Source organism: Pseudoalteromonas sp. AWH4_217 (assembly GCF_056161105.1).
Map to the genome: position 1 here is coordinate 76121 of NZ_JBSWYM010000010.1, position 24548 is coordinate 100668.

General features: G+C 47.8%; 19 protein-coding genes. 18 read left to right on the plus strand and 1 reads right to left on the minus strand.

What is annotated here, in order from left to right:
• Positions 1–38 precede the first annotated feature (38 nt).
• From ACXAH1_RS13870 to ACXAH1_RS13925, 12 genes are all read left to right on the plus strand, one after another.
• Positions 39–1601, plus strand: a complete 1563-nt coding sequence (locus ACXAH1_RS13870; RefSeq protein WP_475197469.1) for a tryptophan halogenase family protein — start codon at positions 39–41, stop codon at positions 1599–1601.
• Between the two features lie 8 nt (positions 1602–1609).
• Entirely contained in the window at positions 1610–3154 is a 1545-nt protein-coding gene (locus ACXAH1_RS13875) for a tryptophan halogenase family protein (RefSeq protein WP_475197470.1), read from the plus strand.
• 102 nt (positions 3155–3256) lie between these two features.
• Positions 3257–3967, plus strand: a complete 711-nt coding sequence (locus ACXAH1_RS13880; RefSeq protein WP_253046241.1) for a SapC family protein — start codon at positions 3257–3259, stop codon at positions 3965–3967.
• Between the two features lie 122 nt (positions 3968–4089).
• The gene (locus ACXAH1_RS13885) at positions 4090–5130 is read left to right on the plus strand and encodes an isoaspartyl peptidase/L-asparaginase family protein (RefSeq protein ID WP_475197472.1); all 1041 of its coding nucleotides are present in this window, start codon (positions 4090–4092) and stop codon (positions 5128–5130) included.
• A gap of 97 nt (positions 5131–5227) precedes the next feature.
• Positions 5228–5656, plus strand: coding sequence for a CBS domain-containing protein (locus ACXAH1_RS13890; RefSeq protein WP_054016805.1), 429 nt, complete (start codon positions 5228–5230; stop codon positions 5654–5656).
• 192 nt (positions 5657–5848) lie between these two features.
• On the plus strand, positions 5849–9733 hold the full coding sequence (gene hrpA, locus ACXAH1_RS13895) for an ATP-dependent RNA helicase HrpA (protein WP_475197473.1): 3885 nt from the start codon (positions 5849–5851) through the stop codon (positions 9731–9733).
• A gap of 87 nt (positions 9734–9820) precedes the next feature.
• Positions 9821–10219, plus strand: coding sequence for a response regulator (locus tag ACXAH1_RS13900; RefSeq protein ID WP_010381687.1), 399 nt, complete (start codon positions 9821–9823; stop codon positions 10217–10219).
• A gap of 42 nt (positions 10220–10261) precedes the next feature.
• Complete coding sequence (locus ACXAH1_RS13905) at positions 10262–10555, plus strand: PilZ domain-containing protein (RefSeq protein WP_138552886.1); 294 nt, start codon at positions 10262–10264, stop codon at positions 10553–10555.
• Positions 10556–10746: 191 nt separating this feature from the next.
• Positions 10747–12360, plus strand: coding sequence for an ATP-binding protein (locus ACXAH1_RS13910; protein ID WP_475197475.1), 1614 nt, complete (start codon positions 10747–10749; stop codon positions 12358–12360).
• 73 nt (positions 12361–12433) lie between these two features.
• Positions 12434–13102: a response regulator gene (locus tag ACXAH1_RS13915; RefSeq protein ID WP_253046245.1), complete on the plus strand. Its 669-nt coding sequence runs from the start codon at positions 12434–12436 to the stop codon at positions 13100–13102.
• A 10-nt stretch (positions 13103–13112) separates the two neighbouring features.
• Positions 13113–13982 (plus strand): kinase, encoded by an 870-nt coding sequence (locus ACXAH1_RS13920; protein ID WP_475197477.1) that lies wholly within the window; start codon positions 13113–13115, stop codon positions 13980–13982.
• A gap of 259 nt (positions 13983–14241) precedes the next feature.
• Positions 14242–14673, plus strand: a complete 432-nt coding sequence (locus ACXAH1_RS13925) for a cupin domain-containing protein (RefSeq protein WP_475197479.1) — start codon at positions 14242–14244, stop codon at positions 14671–14673.
• Between the two features lie 43 nt (positions 14674–14716).
• Here the strand turns inward: ACXAH1_RS13925 and ACXAH1_RS13930 are convergent, their stop codons facing one another.
• Positions 14717–15781 carry a DUF6765 family protein gene (locus ACXAH1_RS13930; RefSeq protein WP_475197480.1) on the minus strand — a complete coding sequence of 355 codons (1065 nt, stop codon included), beginning with the start codon at positions 15779–15781 and terminating at the stop codon, positions 14717–14719.
• Positions 15782–15924: 143 nt separating this feature from the next.
• Between ACXAH1_RS13930 and tmk the strand changes: the two genes are divergently transcribed.
• The 6 genes from tmk to ACXAH1_RS13960 all read left to right on the plus strand — a co-directional run bounded on the left by tmk (position 15925) and on the right by ACXAH1_RS13960 (position 24252).
• Complete coding sequence (tmk, locus tag ACXAH1_RS13935; protein WP_475197481.1) at positions 15925–16578, plus strand: dTMP kinase; 654 nt, start codon at positions 15925–15927, stop codon at positions 16576–16578.
• 13 nt (positions 16579–16591) lie between these two features.
• Positions 16592–17497, plus strand: coding sequence for a DNA polymerase III subunit delta' (holB, locus tag ACXAH1_RS13940; RefSeq protein WP_475197482.1), 906 nt, complete (start codon positions 16592–16594; stop codon positions 17495–17497).
• Between the two features lie 8 nt (positions 17498–17505).
• Positions 17506–17832 carry a PilZ domain-containing protein gene (locus ACXAH1_RS13945; protein WP_475197484.1) on the plus strand — a complete coding sequence of 109 codons (327 nt, stop codon included), beginning with the start codon at positions 17506–17508 and terminating at the stop codon, positions 17830–17832.
• A gap of 8 nt (positions 17833–17840) precedes the next feature.
• Positions 17841–18629: a TatD family hydrolase gene (locus tag ACXAH1_RS13950; protein ID WP_475197485.1), complete on the plus strand. Its 789-nt coding sequence runs from the start codon at positions 17841–17843 to the stop codon at positions 18627–18629.
• Positions 18619–20487: an alkaline phosphatase D family protein gene (locus ACXAH1_RS13955; RefSeq protein WP_475197486.1), complete on the plus strand. Its 1869-nt coding sequence runs from the start codon at positions 18619–18621 to the stop codon at positions 20485–20487. Before ACXAH1_RS13950 ends, ACXAH1_RS13955 begins: the two co-directional genes overlap by 11 nt.
• Before the next feature lie 69 nt (positions 20488–20556).
• Complete coding sequence (locus ACXAH1_RS13960) at positions 20557–24252, plus strand: two-component regulator propeller domain-containing protein (protein WP_475197487.1); 3696 nt, start codon at positions 20557–20559, stop codon at positions 24250–24252.
• Positions 24253–24548: the final 296 nt, after the last annotated feature.

The window sequence follows — 24548 nt, forward strand, 5'->3', positions numbered from 1 at the left end:
ATAGAGTGATTTTATCAGTACATAGCCTCGAGGTAGTCATGTCAAAACCAGTCAATAACCTAGTTATCGTAGGTGGCGGTACAGCTGGATGGTTGACAGCCGCTGTATTAGCCAGTCAGCTCAATTCAAAAAAGAACAATGCTGTTCAGGTCACACTCGTTGAATCTCCAGAAGTACCAATATTAGGAGTTGGAGAGGGGACGTGGCCAAATCTTAGGGCGACATTGAGAAAGATTGGCGTATCAGAAGCTGATTTTATGCGTGAGTGTGACGCGACATTTAAACAGGGCGCTTTGTTTGTCAACTGGATGACCGCTGACAATGGTGAGCAGCATCAATACTATCACCCTCTAAATACTGTGTACCATTCATCATATGAATTCAGCTTGGCACCATACTGGCTGCTTGGTCACGGACAAAAGCAACGTTATGACCACGCCGTTGCTACTCAAAGCCAGGTGTGTGATGCCGGCTTAGGTCCCAAGGAAAAAACCACACCTGAATATCAGGCTATTCAGGAATACTCATATCACTTAAATGCCAATAAGTTTGCTGATTTCCTGACCCGCCACTGCACCGAAAAGCTGGGTGTTAAGCATCTGCTTGCACATATTAAAAGCGCTCAGCAAGATGCAGAGGGTTTTGTGACGGCATTAGAAACAGATAATGAACAACATCCATTAGTAGAAGGGGACCTGTTCGTTGATTGTAGCGGGTCGAAGCCTATTTTGTTTGAAAAAACCTTTAATATTCCATGGAAAGACATTAGTGATGTCATTTTTAATGATATGGCTATTGCGATGCAGGTGCCATACAGTGACCCTGACAGGCCCATTGCAAGTCACACTATCATGACTGCTCAGGACAACGGCTGGATATGGGACATAGGTTTATACAATCGCCGGGGAGTTGGGCATGTGTTTAGTAGCCGTTATACGACTGCTGAAAAAGCTGAGCAGCAACTGCGGGATTATATTGGCAAAGAAGCTGAGCAACTTGACGCCAGAGTGATCCCGCTCAAGTTAGGATACAGAGAAAAGTTTTGGCATAAAAACTGTGTTGCAATAGGTATGTCAGCCGGCTTTGTCGAGCCTTTAGAAGCATCTGCGATTTATCTATATGATGGCGCAGCTAATATGCTGGCTGATCAGTTCCCACGCACGTTTGAAGCTATGGCTTATGTTGAAGAAAAATTTAACCGTTCCTTCACGATGCGAATGGAAAAAACAATCGATTTTATAAAGCTGCACTACTGTATTTCGGATAGGCTTGATTCGCAGTACTGGCGCGATAATTGTGCACCAGAATCCATACCGAAGTCATTACAATCTAAGCTGGCTCACTGGTCAGAGCACCCGCCAACTCGCTATGATTTTGAGAATGCATGGGAACCTTTTAATCTGGATAGCTATTTGTATGTGCTTTATGGCATGAACTTTAACACTGATCTGTCTCACAACAGTGATAGTTTCAATAATGTAAATTTGGCATCAGCTAAATTTACTGAGGTAAGCAAAATGGCTGACAGGCTGACGACGCACCTACCCAAGCATCGCGAACTGTTAGACAAAGTTTATCGCTTCGGCTTTACAAAAATTTAGGGGGAGCTATGGAGCAGGTTAAAAGTGTAGTTGTGGTGGGCGGCGGTACTGCTGGCTGGATCACAGCCGCGAAATTGGCAAAAGAATTGGGAGCCAACGACCCGCAAGGTGTTCAGGTGACCTTGCTGGAGTCTTCTGATATCCCAACCATTGGCGTTGGAGAGGGTACGTGGCCAACAATGCGAAAAACGTTAGCAAGTCTTGGCATTGATGAGCAAGACTTCATCAAAGCCACAGATGCTTCCTTCAAGCAGGGTACTCGGTTTATAAACTGGCATCACGAACAAGAGAAAGGCAGCAATTACTACTATCATTTGTTCAGCTCAGTTGTTGATAGCGCATCTTTCAATCTGTCTCCTTATTGGTTGCTAGGCGAAAGAGAGACGACCTATGCACAGAGCGTGAGTGCTCAGGATATCCTATGCGACCGAGGTCTTGCGCCAAAACTCATAACCAATGCTCCATATGAAGGTATTCAGAATTACGCTTATCACCTCGATGCTGGCAAGTTCGCGACTTTTTTAAAAGCGCATTGTGTTAATACTCTGGGTGTACGTCATTTAGTTGGTAATGTGGTTGATGTTCAACGTGACGTCGACGGTAATATAGGCTCTTTGTTTACAGATCAGCACGGCGAGCTCAAAGCTGGGTTGTATGTAGATTGTACTGGATTTTCTTGTTTGTTATTAGGCAAGACGTTAGGAGTTCAGTACAAGAGTATTCGGGACCAGCTCTTTGTTGACAGTGCAATCGCGATTCAAATGCCATATGAAAATGAACAGGAGCCGATAGCCAGTGCAACACATTCTACCGCACAAGAAGCAGGGTGGATCTGGGATATAGGGTTGCAAAGCCGACGTGGGACAGGACATGTGTACTGCTCCGAGTTTATGAGCGCGGACGAGGCAGAAAAAGTTCTGCGAGATTATTTAGGGCCTCGCAGCATAGAACTTAGTGCCAAGCACATTAAGATGAACTGTGGTTACAGGGAAAAATTCTGGCACAAGAACTGTGTGGCGATTGGTTTGTCAGCAGCCTTTGTTGAACCTCTTGAAGCATCCGCAATATTCTTGATTGAAGCTGCCGTCAATATGCTGTCTGAGCTATTTCCACATCATCGCTCACAGATGGAAACGAGTGCCGAACACTATAATCGTTCGTTTGAATTGCGGTGGCAAAAAACCATTGATTTTATCAAGCTACATTATGTTTTATCGCAGCGAACAACCCCCTTTTGGTTGTCCAACAAGGCACCTGAGTCGACCCCTGAGTCAGTAAAACATATGCTAGAAGTGTGGCGGCATAGGCCGATAAGTAAATACGATTTTGACAACGTATTTGAACCATTTCCACAGGATAGCTACCAGTATGTTTTATATGGCATGGGTTTTGAGCCCAAACTACAAAACGCAAAAGCCAGCTATGTGAATCGAGCTATGGCACAGAAGTTTATTACTCAGGCAGAAGCGCTCCGTCGCCAGTTCGGTGACAATTTACCCAATAACAGAGAGTTGCTTGAGAAAGTCCACAAATACGGTTTTCAGAAATGTTAAATTTATACTAAATAGGCCTAAAACATGCTTCCAATTTGCTGTTAAAACTATTAGCCTATGTCTCAATAAGTAATAATTACATTCAATTAACGGAGCAGTATTATGGCGGAGCAACAAGTGCAGCCTTTACACAACGAGAAACATGCCAACATCAAAGTAAAAAATGGCATTAACGTAGAATTTTTGAAATCTCAGCACTTGATCCCGGTTGTTGCACACGAGTTTGCACGTGTTGCGACTGAATTCCCGATGGCATTTGTTAAGAACACTGAAAGCGGCCAGTTCCAGGCTGTTGCCCTGTTTGGTCTTGAGCCAGGTGAAAACCTGTTTGTACAAGATGGTGAGTGGACTGCGGGTATCGCACCACTGGCAGCATCTCGTTACCCGTTTGGTCTGGTTAAGCACCCAGAGCAGGACCAATACGGCATCGTAATCGACGAAGCAAGTTCACTGGTTGGTGAAGAAGAAGGTAACGCTTTGTTCGAAGACGGTAAAGAGACTGAGTACCTGGAGCGTCGCAAAGAAGCTCTGGTTAACTTCATCGAGTTTTCTCGTGTAACTGAAGCTTTCACTCAGTACCTGGCTGAAAAAGAGCTACTTGTACAACAAACTCTGACTGTTGAAATCTCTGGTGAGAAGAAAGACATCAACGGTATCTACCTGGTAGACGAGCGTAAGCTGAACGAGCTGAGCGATGAAGCATATCTGGAACTGCGTAAGCGTGGTTACCTGGCACCTATCTTCTCTTTCCTGACTTCTACACATCAGGTTGGCCGTCTGGCTCGTCTGAAAGCAAAGCGTCAGGCAAGCTAAGTCAGTAATGACTATTTATTGTTAAAAAGCGCCTAAGGGCGCTTTTTTTATCGCGTTTTTTTGTATTCGAAATTCAGTTCCGGCAATTTAGTTCCAAAGTAAAAGAACAACAGGAACTCAACATGCGCCCTATACTTATTACCTCATCTTTATTCGCCGCTCTGAGCTTGGCACATCCTGCTTTTGCAGCCAAACCCGAGGCACCCATCGCCATTGCGATTCATGGTGGGGCTGGCACGATTGAAAAGTCTCGCTTTACACCCGATCAGGAAAAAGCCTATCGACAGACGCTTAAAGAGGCTGTTGAGCAAGGCTACACGGTCTTAGAGCAAGGTGGTGAAAGCCTGGATGCAATTACTGCCGCAATTAAAGTGCTGGAAAACTCGCCGTTTTTTAATGCTGGTAAGGGAGCTGTGTATACTTATGAGGGCACTCATGAACTGGACGCATCAATTATGGATGGCCGGGGCCGACAGGCAGGTGCGGTTGCCGGGGTGAAGCATGTGAAAAACCCTATCGAGCTGGCCAGAGCGGTCATGGAAAAATCGGTGCATGTGATGCTCAGTGGTGCCGGGGCGGAAGAATTTGCTAAGCGAGAGGGTATGTCATTCGTGGATAACGATTATTTTGATACACCTCACCGTTATGAAGCCTGGCAAAAAGCGCGAAAGAAACTGGAGCAAGCTGAGCAGGGCACAAAAGACTATCAGGCACAGCATCAGCAGTTGCCGCAGCAATATAAGATGGGCACCGTGGGGGCCGTCGCCCTGGACAAAAATGGCAATCTTGCTGCGGGCACGTCTACCGGAGGGATGACCGCAAAACGATTTGGTCGTGTTGGTGACTCTCCGATTATTGGCGCAGGCACCTTTGCAGACAATGATTCTTGTGCGGTGTCAGCCACGGGGCATGGTGAGTATTTTATTCGCTATAATGTTGCCGCTGATATCTGTGCACGGGTGCAGTATCAGGACAAATCCGTGGTACAAGCCGGCCAGGAGGTTATTTTTGGCCCTATGTTTGAGGCTGGTGGAACCGGTGGGGTGATCATTTTAGACGCTCAGGGCAACTTAAGCATGCCATTTAATACTAAGGGCATGTATCGTGCCAGTAAATCCAACACTCAGCCTACTTACGTGGGTATTTTCAAAGCGACAGATTAACCCGAATCAGTCTGCTTAACGTCTGCAAATTTAGGCAATTTTTGTAACGCCAGCTACTATTTAATATGAAGCTGGTGTTTTCTTAGGGGAATGAAATATGCAATCTGTCAAAGTAGCAGACTATCTTAATCATCGTCCGGTAACCTTTAAAGCGGACATGCGCATCGAGTCGGCCGTGGAAAAACTACTGCAAAGTGGTCAGGCCGGAGGACCTGTGATCGATGATATGCAGCGCGTAGTGGGCTTTTTATCAGAGCAGGATTGTATCCGAACTATGCTGGAAGCTACTTATCAGAACGAATCTCATAGCATAGTGGCCGATGTGATGAATGCTGAACCTTTGTGTGTCAGCCCGGACGATAGCATCCTAAAGCTGGCAGACAGAATGACCGCCGATAAACCAAAAATCTATCCGGTGTGTGACAGTGACTGTCGGCTGGTTGGGGTGATCAGCCGTACGCATGTATTGTATGCTATCGATAAGCATCTGCATGATACCTACGAGTCGGGACATCGTTTTGTCTGAGTTCTGAAGTAAGCTTCCTGAGGACATACTTCTAGTCCTGATGAATGTGGTGTCAGCGATAATTGGCTCCACCCTGTGCGATAGCTACTCAACTCTATTTTTAAGGTTCCGGTCCTTGTCAAAGGGACTGGGCTGTACTCGTGCTTTTTGTTAGACTACGCGACGATTTTCTCAGTAACAAGGTGTCGTGTAGTGGATTTGCAGTCGTTGTATTCGAACATAGCGGATTGCCTCAAAAAGGATCAGTTTCTCTTTAAAAAACGTCTTCAGGGCGTCAAAAAAATAAAAGATGAAGCGAAACAACAAAAGGTACTTACTCAGATAACGCGTGATATAGAGCACAGTAAAACGCTCAGAGTGAAGCGTCTGGCTGAATTGCCGACGGTGCAATATCCCGAGTCGCTGCCGGTTAGCCAGAAAAAAGACGACATCAAAAAAGCCATTGCCGAGAACCAGGTGGTGATAGTTGCGGGTGAAACCGGCTCGGGGAAAACCACTCAGCTACCTAAAATCTGTCTGGAACTGGGCCGCGGTGTTGATGGCTATATTGGTCACACTCAGCCACGACGTCTGGCAGCACGCAGCGTGTCAAACCGGATTGCCGAAGAGCTTAATTGTGAGCTTGGCCAGGAAGTGGGATTTAAGATCCGCTTCAGTGATCAGGTGTCTGACAAAAGTTATATCAAGCTGATGACCGACGGTATTTTGCTGGCAGAGATCCAGCAAGACAGATACCTGAATCAGTACGATACTATCATCATAGATGAAGCCCACGAGCGCAGCCTGAATATCGACTTTATTCTTGGCTATCTGAAAAACCTGCTCCCGAAGCGCCCGGATCTCAAAGTGATCATTACCTCAGCGACAATCGATCCGGAACGTTTTTCCAGGCACTTTAATAACGCGCCCATCATTGAAGTATCGGGCCGTACCTATCCGGTGGAAGTGCGCTATCGACCTGTTATAGATGCCAGTGGTGATGAAAGCGAAGCCGAAAATGACCAGTTACAGGGGATTTTCGATGCTGTAGACGAACTGTGTGCAGAAGGCCCCGGAGACATCCTGATCTTTATGAATGGCGAACGGGAAATTCGCGATACGGCAGATGCGCTGAGTAAGCGCAACCTCAAAGGCGTTGAGATTTTGCCTTTGTATGCCCGTTTGTCGAATGCCGAGCAAAATCGCATTTTTGCCGCCCACAGTCATCGTCGTATTGTACTGTCAACCAACGTGGCCGAAACCTCACTGACGGTACCTGGGATCCGCTATGTTATCGACCCGGGCACGGCGCGGATCAGCCGCTACAGTGCTCGTACTAAGGTTCAGCGATTGCCGATTGAGGCCGTTTCTCAGGCCAGTGCCAATCAGCGTATGGGACGTTGTGGCCGGGTTGCTGCGGGTATCTGTATCCGTTTGTACTCAGAAGAAGATTTCCTTGGCCGACCTGAATTTACCGATCCGGAAATTCTGCGCACCAACCTGGCATCGGTTATTTTGCAAATGCTGGCGCTGGGCCTGGGCGACATCAAGCGGTTTCCGTTTGTGCAAGCACCCGATAACCGCAATATCACAGATGGTGTCACCCTGCTTGAGGAGTTGGGTGCCGTTAAACCTGCCGCCAGACGTGAGCAAACCACGCTGACCCAGACCGGACGCAAGCTCAGCCGCTTACCGATAGATCCGCGCCTGGCCCGTATGGTACTGGCATCAGCCCCCGTGGGTGCATTGCGTGAGGTGATCATTATCGCAGCGGCACTGTCGATTCAGGACCCCAGAGAAAGACCGCAGGAAAAACGCGGTGCTGCGGATGAAAAGCATGGTCGGTTTGAAGATCCGGACTCGGATTTTATGGCGTTTCTGAACCTCTGGCAGTATCTGGAAGAGCAGCAGGAAGCGCTCAGTCGCAGTCAGTTCAGAAAGCAATGCCAGAAAGACTTTTTAGCCTACATGCGGGTCAGAGAGTGGCAGGATATTGTTTATCAGCTCACCACAGTGTGCACGGAAATGGGCCTCAAAGCCTCAGGCAATGATGCCAGCTTCGAAGCCATTCACCAGGCGCTGCTCAGCGGGATGCTGAGCCACATAGGTCAAAAAGACGAGAAAAAGTTCTATAAAGGGGCGCGCAACAGTCAGTTCCATATTTTCCCTGGCTCTGGCCTGTTTAAGAAAAGCCCTAAGTGGGTGATGGCGGCTGAACTGGTAGAAACCAGTAAGCTCTACGCCCGAATTAATGCCAGGATAGATGTTAACTGGGTTGCCCCGTTGGCGGAGCACCTGGTTAAGCGTAGTTACAGTGAACCACACTGGGAAAAGAAGCTGGGCTGTGTCATCGCCTTTGAACAGCAAACCCTGTACGGCCTGATCATTGTTGGCAAAAAGCGTACGGTTTACAGTCAGATTGAACCAGCCCTGTGTCGTGAACTCTTTATAAAAGAAGCACTGATAGCTCAGCAGTTAGGGCAAAACGAGGCCTTTTTAAAGCACAATCAGGCCCTGATTGAAGATATTCAGGATCTGGAAAACAAAGCGCGTCGCCGGGATATTCTGGTCGATGAGCATATGATGCAGGCGTTTTACGAGCAGCGGATCCCGGCCGATGTCAATAACCGGGCTGCGTTCAATCACTGGTGGAAAGACAAGAAAAAAACCGACAAACGCTTTTTGCATATGGATCGGGATGCCCTGATGCAACACGAGGCGTCACACATTACGGCACTGGATTATCCTGACGTGTGGCAGCAGGGAAATCTGATGTTGCCATTGAGCTATCATTTTGAACCCGGTCAACCTGTTGATGGGGTGACCGTAAACATCCCCCTGCCGCTCCTCAATCAGGTTGCGAATGAAGGTTTTGACTGGCATATACCAGCACTGCGTCATGAATTGATTTGTTCCTTGATTAAGAGCTTACCCAAGAGCCTGAGACGTAACTTTGTGCCGGCACCAAACTACGCCGATGCGGTGCTTGCTGCTATAGAGCCGATGCAAGGGGGCTTCCTGGAGGCGCTGGCAAATCGCTTACTGCGTATGACTGGTGTGAAAGTTGACGCTGAGGCGTTCGATCTCGGGGCACTGGAATCGCACTTAAAAATGCAGTTTCAGGTATTGGATGAAAACAAAAAGGTGATTGCGCATGGCTATGACCTGGATGCACTCAAAGCTAAATTACAAGGCAAGGTCACGCAAACGCTGTCCAAAGTGGCAGAAGAGGGCATAGAGCAGGAGGGGCTGACGCAGTGGTCGTTTGGTGACCTGCCTGAGGAATACACCAAAAAGCAGGGCGGTTACGAGATCAAAGCGTTTCCGGCGCTGGTGGACGATAAGCAAACTACCTCAATCAGCTTGTTTGATCATCCGCTCAAGGCCAAACAGGCACATCGACTCGGTCTACGTCGACTGGTGATGCTCAACGTGCCCTCACCGGTGAAATATTTACAACAGCATTTGCCGAATAAAGCAAAGCTGGGGCTGTATTTTAATCCGTTTGGTAAAATTAACGACCTGATTGACGATTGTACTGCTGCGGGTGTGGACGCTTTACTTGGCGACTATACCTCAATCCGCTCTGAGCAGGACTTTGAAAAAGCCAAAGAGCATGTCCGAGCTGAGTTGGGAGATAAAGTCGTTGACATTGCCTCAGCAGTTGAACAGGTGCTGAGCATTGCACATAGCGTGAATAAGCGTATGAAAGGTCGCGTTGACCTGACCATGATCACTGCCCATGGGGATATCAAGTCTCAGTTAGAGAGTCTGATCTTTAAAGGCTTTGTTAGCCAGCATGGTGCACACAAGTTATCTGACCTATTGCGTTATATGAAAGCGATTGAAAAACGTCTTGAGAAGTTGCCGGTCGATCCAAATCGTGATCGTTTGTGTGTGCTGGAACTCGAAAAAGTAGCAACTGCATACACTGATAAGTGTAATAAGCAGCCAAAAGGGCTGCCAATGCCAGAAGCCCTAGAGGAAGTTTTTTGGATGCAGCAGGAACTTCGGGTGTCTTTATTTGCTCAAACACTAGGCACACCTTATCCGATTTCAGCAAAGCGGATCACTAATGCGCTAAATGAGATCGAATAGTGTGTTTTGACTTGCAATTTGCATTAGGGCAATTACCTTATTAAGAGGAAACTATTTTTGGATTGTGAAAAGGAAGCGGCATTGACTATGTCCACACAGGGGAGCAGGATGAAAACGCCGCATGTTTTAGTGGTTGATGATGAGTATTTCAATTTTGAAATGCTCTCTATGGCTTTGTCGGACGCATTTAAATTTAGCTACGCTGAATCAGGTAAGAGCTGCCTGTCTAATGCGATTGCTGATCCACCGGATGTGATACTGCTCGACGTATGCATGCCTGGGTTGGATGGATACGATACGTGTCGAATGCTGAAAAACACGCCTGAAACCCGAGATATTCCCGTACTGATGGTGTCGGGTCTGGAATCGGAGCAGGAGAAGCAAGCTGGTTTTGATGCGGGCTGTGATGCTTACGTGGTTAAACCCTTTTCAATGCAGTCCTTATCGGAAAAAATAAAAAATATGGTGCAAATTATTCCCAGGTAATTTTTTGCAGGCAAGCAATGATAATAATGAGTGGAGCACGCCATGATACATGAGGATAAGCGGCGCTTTATGCGCATGATGGTCAACACCCAGGCACAATTAACGGTCTTGTCCACGGGTCATAAACTGCAAGGCACTTGCCACGACTTAAGTGCTACAGGTTTGTCGATCATTGTTGAGGAGCCGATTGAAATCAATGAAATGTTAGACGTATTTATCGACAGTCACGGTGGCTCCATTCCACCTCTCAATGCTCATGTCAAAGTCATCCGCTGCGGCAACAACACTGAAGGCGAAGGCTATATGCTGGGCCTCGAGATTGTGCAGTTTAATTAACTACCCTTATGTAGCCCAACTATCGGCCCGTGTTGCATGTGACGGGCCGCCTATACAAAGCGGGCGCACAGGTGTGTCCCTGCTTTGGTAAATTTTGTCACCACTTCCACACTATTTGCACATTGACCTTACATACTGATTAGCATCTGGTCTTACAAGTTTTGAATTCTGCTCACAGGGGTAACTACACCATGAAACTGACAATACGGCACAAGCTGCTGGCTATTTTGCTGTTGGTCAACACCGTATTGATCATGGCGATTTACTTTGCTAATCAGGCGGCTTTTGAAAAGAGTTTTCGTGATTATATTCAGCAAAATAGCCGCGCACGACTCGTTGCGCTAATGCCGACTATTCGCGAAAATTACGACCGTTACGGTGAGGAGTGGGTGTATCATCGGCATCCGGCGTGGCATCAGCTGGTACAAGAAGTACGGGGAAATGCCGTTAGAACGACATCGGACGGTGCTAATCCCTCTTATGACAGTTACGACAGCCCGTCTATGCGACAGCCTCGCAGACGACCAGAACATTCTAACAGAGGCCCGACAGAGGAGCGCATAGGTCGGGAGAGGGGTGATGAGCTTCGCCCTCAGACACAGTATCAATCTGACAGACGTCCGCAACCTGGTGCTGAGCGTCCACCCAGAGGAGAACGAAGTGCATACCCGCCAAAAAAACGCAGGCCGCCTCCCAGAGGGTATGGAGACAATGGAAGTGGTCGTTTAGTGTATAAAAACGCAGCCGGTGAGCAGGTTATTGGCTCACTGACGACAACTAGAACGACCTTGTGGGAGCCTGTTCACCAGTCCGATTCTCCTGCGTCGCCCCTACTGGGGTACGTTGGCCTTGAAGATGGCCTGGTTATGAGTAATCGTTTTGACAGTTTATTTGCCGAGCGACAAAAAAATTGGTTTATGTATATCGCCATTGTAGCCCTGATCGCATCGAGCTTACTGGCTATACCATTCAGTCACTTTCTGGTTGCGCCTGTACTGGCGCTGCGTCGGGCGGCACAGAGCCTGGCAAGAGGGGACTATCAGAGTAACCTGAGCACGGATAGCAACGACGAGTTGGGTATGCTGGCTCGGGATTTGAATACCCTGTCAGAAACCCTGCGGGAAAACCAGCAGGCAAGACAGCAGTGGATCGCCGACATTTCTCACGAGCTGCGTACACCTATCGCTGTGTTTAAAGCTGAACTGGAAGGGATGATTGATGGGGTCATAGAAACTAACCCTGAGCAGCTTCACTCTTTACATGAAGAGATAAGTCGTTTGACTCAGCTGGTTGATGATTTGCATCAGTTATCTATGTCGGACAGAGGATCTCTGAGCTATCAGATGTCACCACATTGTTTGGGCGATATCGTTGAACAGACATTCGGTAATCATCAGGCTCAGTTGACGAATCAACATTTTAAGTGGCAGCTGGACGGAGATAAGTCGTTGCTGATGGAGTGTGATGACAGGCGGATGACTCAGTTATTTAGCAATCTGATGCAAAATACATTGCGTTACACCGATTCTGCGCAACACAGTCCCGGTCAGATCCTGGTGACGATTAAGAAACAGGGAGAGCAAACTGAAATCGTCTGGCAAGACAGCTCACCCGCAGTAGAGCCCGAGTTGTTAGATAAACTCTTTGACCGCTTGTATCGGGTCAAACAGGCAAGAGATCGTGTGTCAGGTGGTTCGGGCCTTGGGCTGGCGATTTGTACCAGCATAGTTCAGGCGCATAACGGTACAATCTCGGCCCAACAAAGTGAACTTGGCGGTCTGGCTGTGGTGATGCGCTTTTCCTAAAAGGGTTGTAAATTCAAGCCATTTCACTTAGTTTTGGGAAGTAGAAGACCCAAGGTGAAAGTGAACGCTGAAAATGCATAAAGTACTAATCATTGAAGACGAAAAAAAGCTTGCAACCATTTTAGGTAAGTATGTCACTCAGGCTGGCTATGAGTTGCATATGGTTCATGATGGCGCCGAGGCTCTGAATGCCGTTGACACCTTTAAACCAGATATTATTCTGCTTGATCTTATGCTACCTAATGTTGATGGTATCGTGATTTGTCGTGAGGTGAGGCGCCATTCTATGGTTCCCATTATTATGACTACCGCTAAGGTGGAAGAAATCGATCGGTTACTGGGACTTGAAGTGGGTGCGGACGATTATGTTTGCAAACCTTATAGTCCACGTGAGGTGGTTGCTCGCGTTAAAGCAATTTTGCGCCGGGTAGGGGCAAATCCCCTCCAGACTGAGCAACTGGCACTGGATGAAAACACGCTATTTGTCACCTATCAGAACAGCTCTGTAGAGCTCACTCAGGTGGAGTTTGTTTTACTGCAAACCTTAGTCGCACATCCCGGGCGCATTTACAATCGCTCAAGACTGATGGATTGTATCTATGACGATGATCGGATCGTCAGCGATCGTACGATTGACAGCCATATTAAAAAAATTCGCAAGAAGCTCTCCCAACTCTCACCGGATAGCGAATTCATTCACTCTATATATGGTGCTGGCTATAAGTATGAGCTGAACACCTAGCCCGACAGGTATGGCAGAGTCTTTTGTAATGGCGCCCTGGCAGCGTCGGTTTTGTGAGGCGCACAAGCTTGATGCGCAGTATGTTCAGTTACTTGGCCCCGTTTCTAAGTGGCTGGCGGAGCAAGCTAAGCAAAATTCACCTTTATGCCTGGGGATCAGCGGCTCACAGGGGAGTGGTAAATCGACACTGGCTGGCTACTTAAAAGCCGCGCTTGCTCAAAAGAGATTGCGCGTTGATTGTGTGTCACTGGACGATTTCTATCTGAGCCAGGCCGAGCGGGCAAAACGCGCTGATGATATACACCCGTTGTTTCAGACCCGGGGTGTACCGGGGACTCACGACACCGCCCTGGCAGCTGAGGTACTAGCGCGGTTTCGGGGGCAACAGCCTTTGACATTGCCCCGGTTTGATAAATCTATGGACGAGCCATTTTCGTCTGTGCACTGGCAACACTGCGATAGCCTGGACGTGCTGATTTTTGAAGGCTGGTGTCTGGGCATAAAAGAGCAGCCGGAACAAAGCCTGACTTGCCCGATTAATCAGCTGGAGCAGGAACAGGATCCTGATGGCCGTTATCGCCATTCTGTGAACCACTTTCTTAAAGCAGATTACCAGCCCTTGTTTGCACAGCTTGATAAACTCATATTTCTCAATGCCGGGGACTTTTCGCATGTTGCCCGCTGGCGCTTTGAGCAAGAACAAAAATTGCGTCTGTCAGGCACGCAGTCACGCCGTATGTCAAAGCAAGAGGTTACACACTTTGTGCAGTTTTTTCAGCGTCTGACTCAATGGGGGCTGAAGACGTTACCCGATCAGTGTGACGTTGAACTACGCTTGTCTGCGCAGCGTGATATTTTGACGATGACAGGGCTCCACTAATACCAATTTCATTTAATACCTGTTCAATTTGAAGGAGCAAATATGCCGCTAACTGTGTTAGAAATTTATCATTTAGAACAACTAAATAGCAAAATTTCTGCCTCGCCTACATGGATGTAGGTGCCTCAGCGATAGCAGGACGCGAGAGCGGTGTTATCGACGATATTTTCTTGCCTCAAAATAGAACACTTAATTAAGCAAATTGGTATAATTCACATTGTCGTATTAGGATACAAAAAACTTATAAGGATAAACCAACATGCACATCACTCTTTTTACTTTTCCCGCTTTTTTACTGTTGAGTTTTGCGAGTATCAGTGCAGAAAAAGCGCATAGCACCGAGCAGATAAAAGTAGAAACTCTGACAAAACAGCAACAGAGCTGGAACGGCGCAACCCTGCCTGCCTACCCAAAAGGCCAGCCAGAAGTACGGATCATGCGCTTTACCATTCCTGCCGGACAGACCTTGCCTATCCACAAGCACCCTTATATTAATGCTGGTTTGATGATACAAGGTGAGCTAATGGTTGAGACAGAAACCGGTGAGACCTTACATATCAAGGCCGGCGATACCATAGTCGAAGTACTCAATACCTGGCACTGGGGCAAAAATGTTGGTAAAGAGGCAGCACAGATAGTGGTTTTTTACGCGGGTGTTAAAGATCAGGCCGTCACGCTTAAGCCTGATTAAATGGTATTTTACCGCGATTAACCTGGATCGCGGTAACCCTTATCTAGCTGACACAAATGCCATATCTGGGCAGAATATCCACTATGATGCTCTGGCGGTGCTTCTTCGCGGCATCATGAAAATGTTTCCAGTCAGAATCAAGAAAGCCCGGGTGATACTGGTAGCAGTGCTCATCTCCCGTTTCCAATGTCGTTCCAAGTGCTTGATGCTTCCATGAGCCATGGCCTTTTGCTATATAGCTGAGTTGGTGGGCACCCAGACCAAAGCGGTCGTTTGCAATAGCATCCAGCCACTGGTGATGACGCGTTTCTCCATTATCGCTGACAAACTGGTCAAAACACTGTGCAATTTCGTTTCGTACTTGTGGTGAGAGCCCGGTGATAGGCTTTACCAGATAAGTTTGAAAAACTTTACACAGCTCGTCTGCCGCCTGCAAAAAGTCACTGGGGTTGTTGCGTTCAATGTGTTCACCCAGACCGTTTATATAAGACCAGTGCTGATGGGGCAGGTCGGGATGTGAGAGCGCCTGACCATGACCAAGGCTTGGAATATTGTCTTGCAAAATATTGGCGAAATACTTGGTGACCTTATCTATCAGGCTGTGGTGCTCCTGACCATTGTGATCTGTGATATTGCGCACATGGTTTACCGGATGGTCGACGCCCGCAAAGCCCCGATGTCCCCAGGTATCAATAAACACATGGGCAGTGATCCCCAGTCGGTGTAATGAATAAGGGCGGTCTTTTTCTGCCAGTACCTCTGCAACCATGTCCTTTGCTACGTGAGAGTGTGGACGGCATACCAGTTTCTGAATAAAGCTGCCGCTCGGGTTTTCGCCTGCCGGTAAGCCGCCATTACCCGGCAAAAAATGAAATGGTACCCAGACTTTCATATTTTTAAGGCTGTCCAGATTACGATACTCAAGCATTTTGTGTGCAGTTGCTATCCGCTCATAAGCGGCGCCATTGTCAAACTCAATATGACCATAGTTAGTGGCGTCGTCTACATACTGCGCGGCGTGCGCTATGGTGGTGGCCTGAGCCGGGGAGAAGCCAGCATCTCGTGCCACAACCCAGGTCATGGCGTGATGAAGATCAATTTGCATCATTTTTCCTTGCGAAAATCGATTAATGCAGTAAACGGTACACTATTCAACGAATTAATCCTACTGATGATGACGTGAAACGGATATAATAGCGCTCATTTTCAGATAATTGTATTCGGTATTCAGTGGTGCCGCAGAGAGTGTGTATGAATAAAGGTTTTATGTTGGTTTGTGATGGCAGCAATGGAGCAGGCAAAACAACCGTGATTCAGGGCATTGCCGATTATCTTGAGCAACAGGGTTTTGACGTTGTACTGACTCGTGAGCCGGGCGGAACGCCGATAGGTGAGAAGATCCGTACTGTTATTTTAGATCCCAGTACACCCGAAATGGGTTCTGTCACTGAGCTTATGCTGTTTGGTGCGGCACGGGCACAGCATGTCGAAGAAAAGATCCTACCGGCATTAGCTGCGGGGAAGGTTGTGATCTCCGATCGTTTTGACGCCGCGACATTCAGTTTTCAACATTATGCGCGAGGCATCGACCTTGAGACAATCTCGACGATTAACGAATTGGCGCTGGGCGGCTTTAAACCCGATATGAATATCATTCTGGATTTAGATCCTGAGCTTGGTTTAACACGCGTAAATCAACGTGGCGAAGGGCTAGATCGCATGGAAGATGAGAAAATGGAGTTTTTACACCGGGCACGGCAAGGTTATCTGGCCCAGGCACAGGCTGAGCCAGCGCGGTTTAGTGTTATTGATGCATCACAAGATAAACAAACAGTGCTGAGCGCCTGTTTAAATGTCGTAGATTCGTTGGTAGCGGCCAATCGTCAACAAGACGAAAACAGTTAACTGGTGCGACGATATGTACCCTTGGTTAGAACCGGTTTTATCTCAATTACAGACGAGCTACCAACAACAGCGCTTTCATCATGCTCAGTTGCTTTATGGCATGAGCGGCGTTGGAAAGCTAGAGCTGGCTCAGTCGCTTGCGGCAGCGTTGCTGTGTAAACAGGCTGGCAGGTCGCTGTATGCTTGTGGGCAATGTAAAAGCTGCCTGCTCTTGGAGGCAGACAATCACCCGGACAAACTATTGATAACGGCGGAAACACAAAGTATTAGTGTTGATGCGATCCGCGGCCTGAATGAGTTTATATTTCACTCAGCTCAACAAGGGGGTAACAAAGTCGTTGTGATAGATGGCATTGAAAAGCTCACCGAGTCGGCTGCCAATGCGCTACTGAAAACGCTTGAGGAGCCCGCCAAAGGCAGATACCTGTTGCTATTGTGTAATGACAGTGCACGCGTGGCTGCAACGGTGCTGAGTCGCTGCAACAAGTTGAATGTGGGTGTGTTCGATGGAAATGCGGTAGAAGCGTGGCTCGCACAGCAAGGGATCCACACCAGTCAATTCCCCTGGATCAGCAATTTTATGTCGCAACCGCTATTATTACAGAAGTGGTCCCAGACGCAGCAACTCAATGACATAGACTACTTGTGGCAACTCGCACAACATCTGAACGAGGGCATTGATAGCGATGCACTGGCAAAAGCACTACAAGCTGATACCAGCCTGATAAAGGTGTTTTGCAGCTTTGTGCTGGCTGCTATCAACAACCGGCTCATGACGGGGCAGCTGGATTTTAGCAAAGCACAGGCTGCCATTGCAGCAGTGAGGCGGTTTTCAGTAGACCAGCATACTGTGTTAGGCTTAAACTTGTCCCTGAGTCTGTCACGATTATGCTATCAGTTGCAGCAAACCTTAAGATAGGAGTCAAGGTGCAAGAATTACTAGTGGATTTTGAAGACAACGACGAACTATATCGCAGCTACATGCCATACCAAAAAAGCGGCGGCTTGTTCGTGCAAACCAATAGTCGTTATGAAATGGGCCAGACGTTAACGCTACGTATTACTTTGCCCGATGCGCTTGAAGAAGATGTGGTGACCGGTAAGGTCGTCTGGATCACACCACAAGGTGCGCAAAACTCTAACCCGCCAGGTATAGGTGTTGGGTTTGAAGCAGAAGATGAATTACTGAACGATAAAATAGTAAAAATGCTGGGCACTATGCTGAATTCCGGTAAGCCCACCTACACCATGTAAGAGTAGTTATGATTGTAGATTCTCATTGTCACCTTGACAGACTGGACTTTGATAAACTGGGTAAAGCCTTACCCGAGATCCTCACGGATGCCAGAGCAAAGCAGGTTGAACACTTTTTATGTGTGAGCGTTACCCTGGCTCAGTTTCCGGCTATGCTGGAAAAAATTCTCCCCTTTGAGGATGTGTCAGCATCTTGCGGTGTGCACCCGTTAAACCAGGACGATGCGCTAGACCCGGCGCTACTGAAAGAACTGGCTCAGCACCCTAAGGTCGTGGCAATCGGCGAGACTGGGTTAGATTATTATTACTCAAAAGACACACACCAGGTGCAAAGAGACAGCTTTGCACAGCACATTGATATTGCTAATGAGCTCAACAAGCCACTGATAATTCATACGCGTGATGCCAGACAGGATACCCTGGATATTATGCGTGCGCATCAGGCGCAGCAGTGCGGCGGTGTATTGCATTGCTTTACGGAAAACTGGGATATGGCAAAGCAGGCCATTGATATGGGATTCTATATTTCTATCTCTGGGATTGTTACTTTTAAAAATGCCACAGAGCTGCAAGATGTTGTTAGGCGTTTGCCTCTGGACAGGCTGTTAATTGAGACCGATTCTCCTTATCTGGCGCCTGTGCCACATCGTGGTAAAACCAATCAACCTGCCTATGTGCAGGATGTTGCTTATTTTATCGCAGATTTAAAAGGGATAAGTTACAAGGAGTTAGCTAGCGCCACAACGGAGAATTTCTACCGTTTGTTTGGCCTGGCTCAGCGCGGTAATGCCAGCTAACGATTCTGATTTACCTTACCTGTTGCTCGGCCCTATGGTGCGCCGGGCAGAGCCTAAACAAATTTGCCTGCAGTTTGTTACCACGGCAGCACCACAATTCGAGCTAGAAATAGACTGGGTTGAGGTAGCGGTTGAGCAAAGCGAAATCAGGTTGGGTACCTATTTATATCTGTGTTATTTACGGATCACTCCGAACCACGGCCATTTTAAATGCGATACCAACCTGGGTTATCGCATCAAAGCGGGTGGGCGTTGGCTGGATCTAAGTGCGCTTAGCTACACTGACTCCCCTCAGCTTGTGGTGCCCGAAACCATTCATAGCGTGCTTCACGGCTCGTGCCGCAATCCTCATCACCACAGCCAGGACAGCTTGGCAACTGCCGATGATTATCTACGCCAGACGTTACATGACAAGGCAAAACGTCCCTCGCTGTTACTGATGTCCGGAGATCAGATTTACGCGGATGATGTGGCGGGCCCGATGCTTATGGCTGCACACAGGTTAATCTCGTTACTCGACATTTACCCCGAGGACAATGTTGCGCTGACTTTGCCAGAGTCCTTGCAGCAGCAGCTCTATCAGCGCCATCATTGGTTACCGAAAACGCCCTGGCAGGAACGCAGTAAGTGGACGATAGGCCACTGGCTTAAAAAAGATGAGGTACATTTCTCGAGTGTTAAGGCTGGTAATCACCTGATCACGCTTGAGGAGTTTATTGCCTGCTACTTGCTTAACTTTAGTTATCAGGCCTGGCAATTGGTCGATTTATCGCAGCTACATGGACACGATCTGAGCCATGCCCAGGCACTTGAATTTGCCGCGGATAAGCGCGCTTTACAGGGCTTTATTGAAACTTTGCCGGCGGCCCAGCGGCTGTTTGCTAACGTCTCCACATTAATGATGTTTGACGATCATGATGTGACAGACGACTGGAACCTGACTGCGAGATGGGAGCAAAATATTGCCAATTCTCCGGCAAGTCGACGGATCATAGCCAATGGCCTGATAGCATATTGGTTGTTCCAGGGATTGGGTAATGATGCCTTTTGCGCGACGGGTAAGTTGATCGATGGGTTTACCCAATGTCTTACAGCCCATAACAAATGGGCGCTAACCAGCTTCGACAAGGCCCTGCACCGTTTTACACAGTGGCATTATTGCCTCGACACACAGCCAAAAGTTGTGGTGTTGGATACGCGTACCCATCGCTGGCGCAATGAACAGGATTTCAATGAACCCAGTGGCCTCATGGACTGGGAAACCCTCATGGAATTGCAGGAGCAAATGCTGAACCAGGATTCTGTTTTGTTGGTGAGCCCTGCACCGGTATTTGGCGTCAAGGCGATAGAAACGATACAGGCAGTCTTCAACGCATGTGGTCATCCTCTGGTGGTGGATGTTGAGAACTGGATGGCGCATGAGGGCGCTGCGAAAAAACTGATCGATATTTTCAAGCGTGAAGATACACCTAGTGAGACCATTATTCTATCTGGTGATGTGCATTACTCATTCTGCTTTTCAGTCGCGGCCCGTTTTGGCCGGCACGATAACCGGATCTGGCAACTTACCTCTTCAGGCATAAAAAATGAATTCCCAAAGCGCCTGCTGCACATACTAGAAAAACTGGATACCTGGCTTTTTGCCCCCTGGAGCCCGTTTAACCTGTTTACTAAGCGCTGGCAGTTGTCGGTACGAAAACATCACAGTAACAGTGTTGGCAAACGTTACTTAGTGAGTGCATCTGCTATCAGTCTGGTTGAGTTACAACAGGGCAGACTGAGCCGCTATCGTTTACTGCGCTCAGATGGAGAGGTTACTGAGTTTGCGTTATCTGAACACGATGACGCGCGCTGTTAACCCAATACCCGACATCTCAGCTGGATTGTAAAGTTTTGCTATAGTTACAACAAAGAGCCTGCGCAAAAGGTGATAGGGTTGTATCAGCAACAGCATATAAAACACACAAAACTTGGCGTGAGTTTCCTGATCCTGGTGGTGAGCTGGTTATATTCTGCTCCTGTACTGGCCGTTCCCATATTTTCTGATACGGCGCAGGTGATGCGTCACTATGATTATGAATCAGGTCTCAGTCAGGTCAGTATTACTGCGATTGAAGAAGACCAACTTGGTTATATCTGGATTGGTACACAAGCGGGCCTCAACCGCTTTGATGGCCATTCATTTAAGCAGTTTACTAGCCGTCAGCAGGATCCATTTTCATTGGCCGGGGCCTTTATCACTGCGCTGTGCCATAGCGGCGAGTCACTATGGATTGGTACCAGCACTGGACTCAGCGTTTATCATACCGTCACGGGTCGGTTTCAGAGCTTTTTAAGTGATTTCAGTCCTTTGATCCCTTCTGATCGGGTGCAGTCTATTGGTTGTCAGGGCAGCGCAATTTCTGTCACTACAGAAGACGGTTTTTACTATGTAATAGATAAAGCAACGCTGTTACCGCAAGAGTTGGCACTGAAAGGCGACTTTATTCGATATGTAACGGTATACAAAAATTTGGTTTATTATCTGTCTGATGAGGGGCTGGTGGTTAACAATCGCCAGACAGATATGACGACACTATTGTTAGCGGGTGATTTTAAGTCGCTGATGATCAGTGGTGAGCGGGCATTTTTAATTGGCAAAGATAATAAGTTAACAGTTTATGACACTCTGTTTGAGCGCGCCTTGTGGCAAAGCGCCATTGCATCGGATTTAAAGCTGGTATTACATTCAGTTTTTGCGTCAGCAGGGGAGTTATTTGTTGCCACCAGCCACGGCGTATATCTGCTTAACATGAAAGGTGAGATAAAAAAGCGCTGGTATAAACGGGGCAATAATAAGTCAGGGTTACAGGACAGCAGCATCCTCTCGGTTTTCAGGGACAGCAATAGCGATTTGTGGATTGGGACAGAAACCCGGGGCCTGCACTTCATCAGTCAGCTCAGTGAAACTTTTGGCCATGTGGGGGAATACAATTACCCAAGTGCACCGCTGGCAAATTCGGATGTCCGCAGCTTTGCTTTGGATGCATCAGATCGCTTGTGGGTTGCGACGTCCAGCGGGGTTTATATTTTCCAACAGCAACAGTTTATTAAAGCGGAGCAGATTTACCCTAAGCTTGCCACCTTTTCCAATAGCTTTATTACTAAAGTGCTGGTTGTAAATGAACACGTGTGGCTGACTTCACGCGGTGCTGGTGTGGCCAGGCTCAACCTCACCAATGGCGAGGTGATGCACTTTACACCTGATTTCGGTAATGGTCCGGAATTGAGTTTTAATGACATCACAGTATTTAAGCAGCAGGTTTTATTGAGCTCCCGCACATTGGGCCTGCTTTATTATGATGAACACCAGAACAAACTCTTGCCATTTTTTGCCTCATCGGTTGCAGCACCAAATCATGTGTCGTCGGTTCTGGTTGATGGTGATGGCTTTTACTTTGGTAGCGTGGGCGATGGTCTGTTCCATTATGACGGACTGACTATTAAATCGCTGACCACAAATAATGGTTTGGCATCAGATATTGTCTTTATGCTGGCGCGCGACACACTTGGCGCAATCTGGGTCGCCAGTGAATCAGGCGTCAGTATCCTGAACAAGCAGTTTGAAGTCGAAAAGGTGTTAAAGATAGCCGACGGGCTCGCCAACGAAGCAATCTGGGCCATGGTATTTGATCAGCAACAACATGTCTGGCTTGGCACCAGTGGTGGCCTGAGTCGGGTCAATATACATGACCACAATATCGATAACTTTCTGGTTGTCGATGGCGTGCAGGATAACGAATTCAATTATAATGCTGCCTGGCTGGCACCCGATGGCAGGGTCTTTATTGGCGGAGCAAAGGGGTTCAATCAATTTTACCCGGAGCAAATCCGTATCGCGTTTGGGATCCGACCCCTGTTAATCTCTAATATCGAGTTGCTTGGAGAGGTATTGCACCCTGAGGCCAGCAGTGAGCTGACTTTGGCACCCGAACTCACAGAGAAACTGTCTCTGAATTATGATCAGGACATCATCTCTTTGCACTATTCCAGTCTGGACTACGGCTCCGAACGCTTGAACTTCTTTTATCGTATCGTTGGCCTGAGCGATCAGTGGCTGAAACTGGCTGATGGGGTCAGGCAAATCAACCTGCTGAAACTGGAGCCTGGGAACTATCAGGTACAAACATACACAGTCAATCGTTTTAATCAAAAATCGCCTGTACATCGCTTCACCATAAGTATTAAAGCGCCCTGGTGGTGGGACTGGTATTCCAAGACGTTTTACGTTGTTGCACTGACGTTGAGTTTTGCCTTATGGCTGAGGCAGCGGCAGGCGCGCTTTCGCCAGGTGGTGAATGACAACCGGGTGATGAATGAGCTGCAACAACGCCTTGAACTGAGTTTATGGGCCAGCGGTGATGAGTTATGGGACTGGCACCTTGAGAACAAAAAAGTTTACCGCTACTGCGTTAAGCCACGTATTGACTATGGCAGGGATCAGACGACTATGTCCGTCGAAGACATAGACCAATTTGTCCATCCAAAAGACTGCATTGCCTGGGAAGAGAAAATAGAAGCCTGTCTTGAGGGTGAGCAGGACACCTATGAAATCGCGATGCGGGTAAAAACACTAAAAGACCAATGGAGCTGGGTATTAGAGCGAGGAAAAGTGGTTAGTCGCGACCATCATGGTAGACCACAACGCATTGTAGGCGCGTTGAAAGACATAGCAGAGCTGAAGGCGCACCAGAATGCATTGCAGACGCTCAATGAACAACTGGAAATTAAAGTAGCAATGCGAACAGACGAACTATACAAAAAGAATCAAAAGCTTGAACAGGCTATGATGGAGCTTAAACGTACCCAGCAGGAACTGATTGAAAGTGAGAAAATGGCGTCGCTGGGCAATGTGGTGGCAGGGATTGCACATGAGATTAATACGCCGCTTGGCGTGGCAATTACCGCGTTGACTTACAATCAGGAATGCTTACACAACATCAATGAAAAGCTTCAGAAAAAGCAATTACGTCAGGCCGATCTGGAGCGCTCTAATTCAGAGCAGGAGGAAGGATACAGGCTGATCCTACGGAATCTCGATAGAGCTCAAATGCTGATCAGCAACTTTAAGCAGGTCGCCGTTGATCAGTCTAGCGAAGTGGAGCGGGATATTAACGTCAAAGATTATATCGAAGACGTTTTTAGCTCTCTTTTGCCGCTGAGTAAAGGTAAAGAGATTACCTTGTCTATTACGGGTGATGCCGACATGTTGGTCAATACCTACCCAGGCGCCATTTATCAGATAATGACAAACTTATTTAACAACTCAATGATCCATGGCTTTGAAAAACAACAAAAGGGTAAGGTCGATGTATCAACCAGTATGCTTGGAGAGCACTGGTTACTCGTATACCGCGATGATGGGGTTGGGATGTCAAAAGAGGGATTAAAGACCCTGTTCGATCCGTTTGTAACGACAAAAAGAAGCCAGGGAGGCTGCGGTCTGGGCATGCATATAGTGTATAACCTGGTGACACAACTGCTCAAAGGTGAAATCACCGCAAAATCAACCCCAGGGCAAGGCATTGAAGTCAGCATCAAAGTCCCATACAGCCCCGCCAAAGGCGAAGAAATGGTTGGGTGAGGCGAGACCGAAGCAACGCTTCGCAGCTCGCCGAACGCTTTTCATGGATGAAAAGCCGGGAGCCCTCCATAGGGATATGTGTCCACCCGTACTTTTCTGAGACCGAAGCAACGCTTCGCAGCTCGCCGAACGCTTTGTCGTGCAAAGTCGAGCTTTAGCTCGGTCTTTGCGCAAGGTGAAATGAGCCATTTTAGCTGGATATGGCTTGAGCCGCGGTTGCTGATACCGGACCGGGAGCCCTCCATAGGGACATGTGTCCACTCGTACTTTTCTGAGACCGAAGCAACGCTTCGCAG

Coding starts and splice junctions, on each gene's coding strand:
- ACXAH1_RS13870 (WP_475197469.1), top strand. CDS start 39: ATGTCAAAACCAGTCAATAACCTAGTTATCGTAGGTGGCGGTACAGCT.
- ACXAH1_RS13875 (WP_475197470.1), top strand. CDS start 1,610: ATGGAGCAGGTTAAAAGTGTAGTTGTGGTGGGCGGCGGTACTGCTGGC.
- ACXAH1_RS13880 (WP_253046241.1), top strand. CDS start 3,257: ATGGCGGAGCAACAAGTGCAGCCTTTACACAACGAGAAACATGCCAAC.
- ACXAH1_RS13885 (WP_475197472.1), top strand. CDS start 4,090: ATGCGCCCTATACTTATTACCTCATCTTTATTCGCCGCTCTGAGCTTG.
- ACXAH1_RS13890 (WP_054016805.1), top strand. CDS start 5,228: ATGCAATCTGTCAAAGTAGCAGACTATCTTAATCATCGTCCGGTAACC.
- ACXAH1_RS13900 (WP_010381687.1), top strand. CDS start 9,821: ATGTCCACACAGGGGAGCAGGATGAAAACGCCGCATGTTTTAGTGGTT.
- ACXAH1_RS13905 (WP_138552886.1), top strand. CDS start 10,262: ATGATACATGAGGATAAGCGGCGCTTTATGCGCATGATGGTCAACACC.
- ACXAH1_RS13910 (WP_475197475.1), top strand. CDS start 10,747: ATGAAACTGACAATACGGCACAAGCTGCTGGCTATTTTGCTGTTGGTC.
- ACXAH1_RS13915 (WP_253046245.1), top strand. CDS start 12,434: ATGCATAAAGTACTAATCATTGAAGACGAAAAAAAGCTTGCAACCATT.
- ACXAH1_RS13920 (WP_475197477.1), top strand. CDS start 13,113: ATGGCAGAGTCTTTTGTAATGGCGCCCTGGCAGCGTCGGTTTTGTGAG.
- ACXAH1_RS13925 (WP_475197479.1), top strand. CDS start 14,242: ATGCACATCACTCTTTTTACTTTTCCCGCTTTTTTACTGTTGAGTTTT.
- ACXAH1_RS13930 (WP_475197480.1), bottom strand. CDS start 15,781: ATGATGCAAATTGATCTTCATCACGCCATGACCTGGGTTGTGGCACGA.
- tmk (WP_475197481.1), top strand. CDS start 15,925: ATGAATAAAGGTTTTATGTTGGTTTGTGATGGCAGCAATGGAGCAGGC.
- holB (WP_475197482.1), top strand. CDS start 16,592: ATGTACCCTTGGTTAGAACCGGTTTTATCTCAATTACAGACGAGCTAC.
- ACXAH1_RS13950 (WP_475197485.1), top strand. CDS start 17,841: ATGATTGTAGATTCTCATTGTCACCTTGACAGACTGGACTTTGATAAA.
- ACXAH1_RS13955 (WP_475197486.1), top strand. CDS start 18,619: ATGCCAGCTAACGATTCTGATTTACCTTACCTGTTGCTCGGCCCTATG.